The organism is Nostoc sp. CHAB 5715, assembly GCF_020829685.1.
Lineage (GTDB): Bacteria > Cyanobacteriota > Cyanobacteriia > Cyanobacteriales > Nostocaceae > Nostoc.
In genome coordinates, this window is the sequence record NZ_JAIVFR010000148.1 from 1 (window position 1) to 10,115 (window position 10,115).

The 10,115-nt window shown below is 40.3% G+C and carries 8 protein-coding genes and 2 pseudogenes; 8 read left to right on the forward strand and 2 right to left on the reverse strand.

Annotated features, from left to right (window positions below):
• Window positions 1–87: 87 nt before the first annotated feature.
• The 5 genes from LC574_RS10595 to LC574_RS10615 all read left to right on the forward strand — a co-directional run bounded on the left by LC574_RS10595 (window position 88) and on the right by LC574_RS10615 (window position 5,335).
• A complete protein-coding gene (locus LC574_RS10595; RefSeq protein ID WP_229453486.1) occupies window positions 88–1,665 on the forward strand; it encodes a S8 family serine peptidase in 1,578 nt (525 codons plus the stop codon).
• Between the two features lie 171 nt (window positions 1,666–1,836).
• A complete protein-coding gene (locus LC574_RS10600) occupies window positions 1,837–2,523 on the forward strand; it encodes a helix-turn-helix transcriptional regulator (RefSeq protein ID WP_229453487.1) in 687 nt (228 codons plus the stop codon).
• A 29-nt stretch (window positions 2,524–2,552) separates the two neighbouring features.
• A complete protein-coding gene (locus tag LC574_RS10605; protein ID WP_229453488.1) occupies window positions 2,553–2,894 on the forward strand; it encodes a hypothetical protein in 342 nt (113 codons plus the stop codon).
• Window positions 2,895–3,040: 146 nt separating this feature from the next.
• A complete protein-coding gene (locus LC574_RS10610) occupies window positions 3,041–4,558 on the forward strand; it encodes a pentapeptide repeat-containing protein (protein WP_229453489.1) in 1,518 nt (505 codons plus the stop codon).
• Window positions 4,559–5,035: 477 nt separating this feature from the next.
• Window positions 5,036–5,335 carry a hypothetical protein gene (locus tag LC574_RS10615; RefSeq protein WP_229453490.1) on the forward strand — a complete coding sequence of 100 codons (300 nt, stop codon included), beginning with the start codon at window positions 5,036–5,038 and terminating at the stop codon, window positions 5,333–5,335.
• A gap of 91 nt (window positions 5,336–5,426) precedes the next feature.
• Here LC574_RS10615 and LC574_RS10620 read toward each other — a convergent pair whose 3' ends face one another.
• On the reverse strand, window positions 5,427–7,319 hold the full coding sequence (locus LC574_RS10620) for a hypothetical protein (RefSeq protein ID WP_229453491.1): 1,893 nt from the start codon (window positions 7,317–7,319) through the stop codon (window positions 5,427–5,429).
• 428 nt (window positions 7,320–7,747) lie between these two features.
• Between LC574_RS10620 and LC574_RS10625 the strand changes: the two genes are divergently transcribed.
• From LC574_RS10625 to LC574_RS10635, 3 genes and pseudogenes are all read left to right on the forward strand, one after another.
• Window positions 7,748–9,037 carry a glucose-1-phosphate adenylyltransferase gene (locus tag LC574_RS10625; protein ID WP_229453492.1) on the forward strand — a complete coding sequence of 430 codons (1,290 nt, stop codon included), beginning with the start codon at window positions 7,748–7,750 and terminating at the stop codon, window positions 9,035–9,037.
• A 159-nt stretch (window positions 9,038–9,196) separates the two neighbouring features.
• On the forward strand, window positions 9,197–9,706 hold the full coding sequence (locus tag LC574_RS10630) for an AAA family ATPase (RefSeq protein WP_229453493.1): 510 nt from the start codon (window positions 9,197–9,199) through the stop codon (window positions 9,704–9,706).
• A gap of 122 nt (window positions 9,707–9,828) precedes the next feature.
• Window positions 9,829–9,918: pseudogene (locus tag LC574_RS10635) on the forward strand (DnaJ domain-containing protein); the annotation flags it as partial.
• On the opposite strand, the pseudogene LC574_RS10640 reads toward LC574_RS10635, so the two are convergent.
• Window positions 9,918–10,115 (reverse strand): annotated as a pseudogene (locus tag LC574_RS10640) (DnaJ domain-containing protein); the annotation flags it as partial. The pseudogenes LC574_RS10635 and LC574_RS10640 overlap by 1 nt on opposite strands.

A 10,115-nucleotide genomic window follows, 5' to 3' on the forward strand; every position in this document is an offset into this window, starting at 1 on the left:
GGGTGTTTCGGATCAATGCCACTGTCTATAATGCCGATGATTACTCCTTTACCAGTCAGTCCGGTTTGATTCTTGAACTCCGGCAGTTTGACTGTTCCTGATGCAGACTTGAGTTATCTATCACAATATAATATTGAAGTCAATCAAACCTCTGGAAGTGTGCGGACGGCTTTCTTACCGATAGAGACTTTAGATGTCTTATCTGAAGAAGATATTATCCAACGGATTAAGCCATCACGCAAACTTCATTTGAGGATGGATACTGCACTAGGAACAGTCAAACTGCCGGAGTTCAAGAATCAAACCGGACTGACTGGTAAAGGAGTAATCATCGGCATTATAGACAGTGGCATTGATCCGAAACACCCCGCTTTTGCCGGACGAATTTTACACATTTGGGATCAAACACTGCCAGGGCCAGGAGTGACGGAAGGCCGCTATGGGGGTGAATTTACAGGAGCGCAACTGACAATTTCTCAGGATACTAGCGGTCATGGTACTCACGTTGCGGGAATTGCTGCCGGTGCCGATGCTACCTATGGGGGTGTTGCACAAGAGGCAGAATTAGTTATCGTCAGGTCAGATTTACAGGATGCCCACATTGCTGATGGTGTACGTTACATTTTCCGAATTGCTAGAGAGTTGGGACGCCCAGCAGTGGTAAATCTCAGCTTGGGTGGACACGCTGATGCCCATGATGGTAGCGATTCTTTATCAAAGGTCATTAACGCCGAAACTGGCCCTGGAAGAATTGTTTGCTGTGCTGCGGGTAACGAAGGGAACGCCAATATTCATGGTCAAGCGACGATACCCTGTGGACGCACTCGTGGTATGCGCTTTAATGTTCCTTTGAATCAAATAAGCATAGTTTGGTTAAACGGTTGGTATTCCAAAGATAGCGAATTGGAAGTGTCTGTGCGGAGTCCTAACGGTTTTGTCACCCCTTTCCAAAAAATAATTACTCAGGGCAATGCTGCACAAGATTATCAGTTACCAGATGCACGGGTGCAATTAGCGACACCAGCGCCAGATAAAGCCAACGGCGACCATAATTTCTTCGTGCAAATACGCGGTATTGGCCCCTCGCAAGTCATGGGAGGTATTTGGCAGCTGCGAGTCCGCAACAATTCTTCAACTGACACATGTTTGAATGTGTGGACATTAGATGACAGTTCATCAGTGTTTTTCACAGGTAAAAGTGTGAAGGATGCAGTAAAAATTGGTTCGCCAGGAGCCGCCAGCAGTGCAATTACTGTTACCGCCTATACTACTAGAACCAAGTACACAGATATTGATAACAATGTGCAAGAAATGGGGTTAGAATTGCATACTATTTCGGAGTTCAGTAGTGAAGGGCCACTACGCAATGATGGACAGAAGCCGGATGTAGCAGCACCAGGAGCGATGATTATTTCCACCCTTTCCGCCGATGCAAATTTTGACCGCTCATCGATGATTAATTCCAAGTTTGTGGTTCAGGCGGGTACGAGTATGGCAACACCCTTCGTTAGTGGATTGGTGGCACTACTGTTGCAGCGAGATCCTAACCTTGATCCGGCTGCTGTGAAAGACTTGCTACGTAAAAATAGTGCAATTCCTGGAAAACCCCCAGGCACATTTGATGAAAAATGGGGTTACGGAGTGATTAACGCAGCTAATCTGTAATTAGATTGAGAGACGCGATATATTAAATACGATAAACATATCGCGTCTCTTCAGTTAAGAATTGTTACTTAGTATAGTATAAAATAATTGTTAATTTTTAAACATCCCTAAGCAATATTTGGTAATTTATAAGACAACATATTCTTTTATAGTAGTATAAATAGTCTAAAAATGATTAATCTTCGCATTCAAGAATTTGCTGAAGCCAAGAGTCTATCTTTAGAGGAACTTAGTAAGCTTTCAAGCGTTCCTTTGCAGGATATTCAATCATATACAACTATTGAAACTTTAACAGAGGAAATCGCAGCTAATCTTAGAAAAATAGCAGCCAAATTGAATGTACCTGTATTGGAGTTAGTCAAGCCTATAGCCAAGCGAGAAGCTTTCAAGCTTAAAATTATTGAAATAGCTGAACAAAAAGGCTTAACCCTGGAAGAATTAAGTAAGCTTTCTGGTTTAAACTTAGCTTTTTTGGCATTCTATAGTACACAGTCTATGTGCAAACGAAAACTAGAAGATATGGAAGCCCAGCATGAACATGTGACTAAGATCGCTAAAGCTTTAGATTGCAATATTGAAGATTTGCTGGAGGAAGCAGAGCTACCAACTACTAAATTACGCTTTGAAGAGTTAGTCCAAGAAAGAGGTTTAACGACAGATGCGTTCAGTATGCTAACAGAGCTTCCTCATGAATTTTTAGATTTAATGACTACGCAACCGTTGGATCTTTCTGCTTCGGTTGGAGAAATAGACGAACCACCAAGTGGACTAGTAATGACATTAGGAAACAGACTAATTCAAAAGAAAATTTGCGATTGGCTTCCACCGGACTTTCCAGGATGTCCCCGTCGTCAATGAAAGCCAATATATTATTAAAATAATGTGGCATGAAAAATTCTGACGTAAAAGATAGGCATGATATTCAACTGAAAATTCAACAATTAAGACAAGGTTCGGGATATGTACGGAAGTTGTTACTAGCAATTTGCGGAACTTCCGTAGCATCTTTGCTTACTATCCTACCTATGACTGCTGGTCAAATAGCAATATATATACTACTAGATAATCAAAAAATCACCATTGACTTATGGCGACTATTATTAATTTTAATATTTGCCTCAGGTTTATTTATACCTGTAGTTCGTGGATTAGAAGTAGCGTCAATTGCAAATGTTTTGATGCTAGTTTTTATTGGTGCATTTAGCGGTTTTTTTTTAGCGGAATTGTAAAAACCTTAGGAGGTTTAACTTTTCTTGTTGGTATATGTATAGTTGTAGGATGGCTTGGAGAAATTACTACAGCTATCTCTATAGTTTTCATGTACTCATTGTGGAAAAGGTTAGGTCAATACTTAATCATTGTAGTGTCTGGGTTAATGCTTGCAATTTTTACTATGCTTGCAATGAATCGCCCACCTGTATCAACACCGACTGAAGGTATGATAAATTTTATCACAGCGATCGCAGTCATTATTGCAGGCGCAATCATTGCACAAAAAGCTATTAGCGGCTCACCCAAGTTTGCTTGGATTAGGGAAAAAGGAGTATTCTGGGCGGCAACGGGTGGTATATCTTTTTATGGGGCAAATTTAACAGATATTTCCTTAGATAATATAGATTTAAGGCATACAGACTTTAGAAAAGCGAATCTCACCCGCACTAGCTTTAAAGGTGTAACTGGTTTAGAATTAGCACGACTCCAAGGAACTATATTGGAAGATCCTAAAGTTAGAAAATTGTTAACTACTAATAATGGTCGTGGTGAAGATTTTACTGAAGCAAATTTACAAGGTGCAAATTTACAAGGCGCAGACTTAAGAAAAGCAATTTTAGTTAAAGCTCAAGTATTAGATGCAGATTTTTCTGGTGCATTACTCACAGATGCTTGTATCCAAGACTGGAATATCAACAAGAATACTCGTTTTCAAGACGTTGATTGTAAACGTGTTTATTTAAAATGTAGCTTGCATGGAAACTTTTTAGAGCCAAAACCAGATAGTGGAGAATTTCAACCAGGCGAATTTGAAAAATGGATTACCGATGTCAGGGATACTATTGACTTAATTTTTCAAAATGGTCTAAACTGGAGGGCTTTTGCATTTTCTCTGACTCAAACTGCTATTAATAATGAAGGATTAGGCTTATCTGTTCGCAGTATAGAAAATAAAGGTGATGGCGTAGTTGTTGCTAAAGTAGGTGTTTCTTTAGAAACTAACAAAACTGCAATTCACGAAGAAATAACCAATCATTATCATCAAGCAGTTGACGCAATTGAAGCTAAGTATGAACTCGTGCTTCAAGCTAAAGAAGGGGAAATACAAAGATTACAAACTTTCTATGATTCGCAGCAAAAATTTATTCAAGGATTAATTACTGGAATTGCTGAGACAAAACGAGAAGTTATTATCAAGGGCGAAGGAAATCGCGTATATATGATGAATCAAGCAGGTGATATTATGGAAAGCAATAATCAAAACATCAGGGCAGGTGGAAATGTTGATATGTCTAGCGGTAATAAGATTACCGTAGGCGGCGATGTCACAAACTCTAACTTGACACTGGCAGATGCAAACAGTCAAGTTAGTAATTCAATTCAGCAGCTTAGGGATATTAGTACTGATACTAGCGACCAGCTAGCAAAGATTTTAACGACTTTGCAAAAATCCATTAATGATGAGCCAGCCCTTTCTGAAAATCAAAAGAAAGAGGCGTTAGAAGCTGTAGAAACCATAGCCGAAGAAGGGAAAAAACCATCAGGACAACGGGTAAATAAACTCTGCTCAATGGCTCTCAATGCCCTTAAAGGTATAGCGTCTGCTGTTACGGATGCTAGTAAACTAGCGGAAGTTTTTAAAACTTATCTGCCGACTCTCACAAACATACTGGGCATTTAAGCACAAAATAAAGACCAAAATCCAAAGATAACAGCAGTTACAGCTATTTTCAGGTAAATAGACCACGCGGTAGGGGCACGAGCCAGCTCATACGTGTCAACTTAACGTAAAAGCTATGTCCCGCAAGGAACTGAAGTTCCTTGCTGATAGCGAAAGTCATCTTAAGATGACTAAATATAGCCAAAAATCTTTAGTCTACTTCAGTAGACTTTAGCTATTAGCCTTGAACTTTAGTTCTAGGCGGTTGAGTCAGTCAACAGTTAAGCTATTTTTAGCTTAAGTTGACACCAATGAGCAATGCTGTGCCCCTACGATAGATGTGGTTCAAATACATGAAAACTGCTGTAATCTGTAATTAGATGTAGAAATTAGTGCATTAAGTCTGTACTAAAGATAGGCAATGAAAACTCATAAATTTGATAAATTAACTGTAGTATGGGCTAAAAATTGCCCGTCCTTTTTACCAAGGAATTACTGATGAATTATCAAAAGCTAGATGCTGCCCTTGCTACAGCGCTAAATGATGTTCAAAACGTAGAGGAACCCAGTTTGGCGGTTTTTATCTATACCGAACCAACTTTAAGCCCTGCTGCAATTGCTATTTTAGAAAGTTTTGGTGTCAATGGTGTTAGCAGTGGCAAAGCTATTTTCACAGCAACACTGTCAGCAAATGCCATTTACCAGTTATTAGAGCAAACTTGGGTGAAATATTTGAAGCGATCGCACCAATTACGTTTGGTTAATAGGAGAATAAATACAGGGAAGTTAGGTGTTTAATGGGCATTGCCTAACCTTACACTGTGCGGATAATTTTTTGCTGTTAGTGTAAATCAGGTTTTTGTTTTTCTGGAAACTTACACTTCATTTGTTATCTTTTTGACAGAATTGCAAAGCGAACTTCTTCGCGTTTTTCCCCCATGACATCAATATAGTAACGTTCCGGTGATAATACTGCTTGGATTTGCTTTTTCTCGATGATCCATGAGAGATAATTGAGCGCAATCTCCCTTTTTTCGGCGGTACGTAGTCTGTTAGAAACTGCCTCAGCAATCTTATTCTCAAGTTCCAGTGGTCGCAGTTCTTCGATTCCCACATCCTGCGGTGAGGTAACTAGCAGAAACTCCAGAAACTCCTGGAAGCCAACAAACGCTAGTTGACAAATTAGCTGCTGACTAAATTTTCCCCAGAAATAGCCACTGTGGACATTTGGTATATTGCTACGAAAATATGCCCAACCGAGTTGCAGGTACTCTAAAAGAGTTAAAGGCGAGGTTTGTTTGTTCAGAATCATGACGTAGCGATCGCGATTGTGTGTATTAGCATAATCTGTTCGGTCTTTGTATTCTGTACAATCAAAGTAAGTAAATAAATCAGCCAACGACTCCTGATCTGTAATTGCTGTGGCAACTGTGGACTGATATTCTTGGTTAGCTGGATCTAATCCCTGGTTTTGCACTTTATTCAAGATATTAATTTCTAAATAATTAAGTAATGAACTAATCTTACTAATCTCATGTAACGGCACGCGTAAGTTGTGATCCTTCCAGTTGACAATTCCATACTTACTCTGCAATTGCCCTCTCACTTTGTTTAACTTACTGCTGTGATAGCTATTGAAACTGGAACGAACAGTCACATTACCCAGCCGATACCCTTGTGTTCGGGTCTTTGCTGGAAAGGAAAAGTAATTAGCAGCCGTAGAAGCAAGACGTAGGGCTAAATCCCCTTCGTTACTGAATAGATACGCCTCTTCAAATCTTCGTAACGATGACCGTAAGAAATTGGATCTTCCAGAAGTAATTGCCAGTACGGGAATATCTGGTGCAACAAGAATTAAGCGACCTAAACTAAAAACCTGCCCAATTCGGGAAGGGGGTCTTTTCTCAGCTTTTTGGTCATTGATGTTTCCTACAGAATTAGCGTCAAAGACATCAGAGAGAATTCGGACTGCTTGTGTAGTTACCTGACTACCCAAACTATGCCCAATGAAAGAGAGTTTTATCGGGTGTTGTTTCCAATAGTTTTGAGCCTTCTCCTCCGATTTAACTTCCTGAAGGCAGCATTCCATCAAACCTTTATCTAGTTGGCGAATTAGTTCAACCAAATCGTGGACTCCGTAGTTGATTGCTCGATAAGAGTCACGAAAATATACAATTACGCGCAAAATGATCAGGCTGAAAATAATACCAAATCCGAATGTTCCCAAAATAATGGGAACAACGAAGATTGGGGAAGATAACCAGAAAAACAGTAACACAGATGCGATCGTCACAATTAAGCTTCCCCATAGCAAAACCTTCAGTAGAAAGGGTAAATTACTTAGGGAAGTAGTAATATTTTGACCTGTAATAGTTTCCGAAGGCCAGCGATAACCAAGAAACACTAAACTATCTGACTTTTGAGAAATTAAGGCATCACTGTTGACATACTTACAGAGTTGTTGATAGTTTTTCCAAATTCCATCTGCGATCGCCTCATTGCTTAGGGGTAATGTACTTAAATCACTATCTGCACCTCCTGTGTTGTATCCATGAATAGCAATTACCACCCCTAGTTCGTCAGAATTTTTGGGGCAATTTTTACTTTTTGTATAAAGGAGATCAATTATCGTTTGAATGGTTGGACGCGTCTTATCTTCTTTGATATCTTGTAAATCTTCTACGTTGGCTCGTGCTGTACTGCGGATCAGGTATCCTGGAATTCGTTGGGGTTCTGGAGCGCTGGTCGGCTCAATAAACAAGTTATCTACTAAAATATCCATACACTACTTCTTATCGCAATCCTAAATGATTCTATAGCAATCCTAAATGAGTTGTGAACAGTATGCTGTGTAGGGTGTCTTATTCATAAGCCTTTCCAATTTTTCTCTGCTAAAATCTAAAATCGGATTGCTATAGGCGCCTCTTCAAAAAGAAATGGTATGAGCAGCATAAGATAGTTTAGCGTCACAGAAACCATAGCAAAATATGTGTTTACTAAATTAAACACAACATAAGAGGAATAGAGAATGAAGAAAATATTGTATTAATTAATACAACGGTTGTAGTATATGATCATTCGTGATATCACTAATATCCAAAAATCGTAATTGTAAAATTCATCCCTAAGAATCAGATGATCCCCCTTACCTGTGGTGGCAGACAGTCCTAAACTGAAGATGAGAGTTGAAAGGCAGTCGGGAGAAATTTTGTGAAAAAAGTATTATCAATCATCCTTGGTGGTGGCGCAGGTACTCGGCTTTATCCGCTAACCAAACTACGCGCTAAACCAGCAGTACCAGTAGCGGGTAAGTATCGCCTAATCGATATACCTGTCAGTAACTGCATAAATTCCGAAATATTCAAAATCTACGTCCTGACACAATTCAACTCAGCTTCTCTGAATCGCCATATCGCCCGTACTTATAACTTTACTGGCTTCAATGAAGGCTTTGTGGAAGTGCTAGCGGCACAACAAACACCAGAAAACCCTAACTGGTTCCAAGGTACAGCAGATGCTGTACGTCAGTACCTGTGGTTAATGGAAGAATGGGATGTAGAAGAATATCTAATTCTCTCAGGCGATCACCTCTACCGCATGGATTATCGTGAGTTTATCCAGCGCCATAGGGAGACGGGGGCTGATATTACTCTCTCAGTCATTCCCATCGATGAGCGCCGCGCCTCAGATTTTGGTTTGATGAAAATTGACGATTCTGGTAGAGTAATCGATTTTAGCGAAAAACCTAAAGGTGAAGCATTAATCCAAATGCGCGTTGATACAAGCGTACTGGGATTAACAAATGAACTTGCCCAGCAACAGCCTTACATCGCCTCAATGGGGATTTATGTCTTTAAAAAAGAGGTTTTGTTCAAGTTGTTGAGAGAAGGTACAGAAAGGACTGATTTCGGCAAAGAAATTATTCCTGATGCCTCTAAGGATTACAACGTTCAAGCTTACCTTTTTGATGATTACTGGGAAGATATTGGAACAATTGATGCATTTTATCATGCCAATTTAGCCCTGACTCAGCAGCCCCAGCCACCTTTTAGTTTCTACGATGAAAAAGCACCAATTTATACCCGCGCTCGTTACTTGCCTCCAAGTAAACTATTAGATTGCCACGTAACAGAATCAATTATTGGCGAAGGTTGCATTTTGAAAAATTGCCGCATTCAACATTCAGTGTTGGGAGTGCGATCGCGAATTGAATCTGGCTGTCTCATCGAAGAATCTTTGCTCATGGGTGCAGATTTTTACCAAGCTTCTGTAGAACGTCAATCCAATGTAGAACAAGGTGACATTCCTGTAGGTATTGGTGCTGACTCGATTATTCGCGGTGCTATCATCGATAAAAACGCCAGTATCGGTCACGATGTCAAAATTATCAATAAAGATAACGTGCAAGAAGCTGACCGCGAAAGTCAAGGTTTCTACATCCGCAGTGGCATCGTCGTTGTGCTGAAAAATGCTGTAATTCCCGATGGAACCATCATTTAGTCATTAGTCATTGGTCATTGGTCATTGGTCATTGGTCATTGGTCATTGGTCATTAGTCATTAGTCATTGGTCATTGGTCATTGGTCATTAGTCATTAGTCATTGGTCATTGGTTAATAGTTACAAGGACAAAGGACAAAGGACAAAGGACAAAGGACTAATGACTAAACTAATTTTGTTGATTGGTCTTCCAGGTAGCGGTAAGTCAACTTTGGCTAAACAATTACTGACAGAATGCCCCCAGATGCCACTGATTTCTACGGATGGCATTCGGGGGCAACTGTTTGGTTCTCAAGCCATTCAGGGGCCGTGGCTGGTGATTTGGCAAGAAGTAGGACGGCAATTTCAACAAGCTATTTCTACAAATAATACAGCTATTTTCGATGCCACCAATGCCCAGCGCCGCCATCGCCGTGAAGTTATTGCTTTAGCCCATGACTCGGGTTTTACCCACATTACCGGAATTTGGGTAGATACGCCAGTTTGGCTGTGTCTAGCACGGAATAAAAGGCGATCGCGCCAGGTTCCTGAAGAAATCATCTTGCGGATGCACCGTCAACTCCGAGATGCTCCCCCAAGTCTGGAAGAGGGATTAGACAGCCTGATCCGCTTATCAGAAAAATCGGAGTACGGAAATTGCGATCGCTTGTTGAGCGAGAACCACACTTGAATTTCTATATTCTTTGTTAATTTAAAATCAGATTCTCAATGCTTTGGCACTATACCGGGCAAACTAACATCTTTTATCTTAAAAAAACATAACAGGAATTTCTATAGGAGGCTGGTAGATAGATGGCTGCAACCGACTACAAAGACTATTACGCAATTTTGGGAGTTAGTAAGACTGCCACTCAAGACGAGATTAAGCAAGCCTTTCGTAAACCTTCACCAGCCTGTTTCCAATATTGACCGAATTGGTCGTATTTTTTGCGTTTATCTGGGTCTGAGACAACTTCGTAGGCTTCGCTAACTTCTTTGAAGCGTGCTTCTGCCTGTTTGTTATTTGGGTTGACATCAGGGTGATATTTGCGGGCTAGTTTACGAAAGGCTTGCTTAATCTCGTCTTGAGTGGCAGTCTT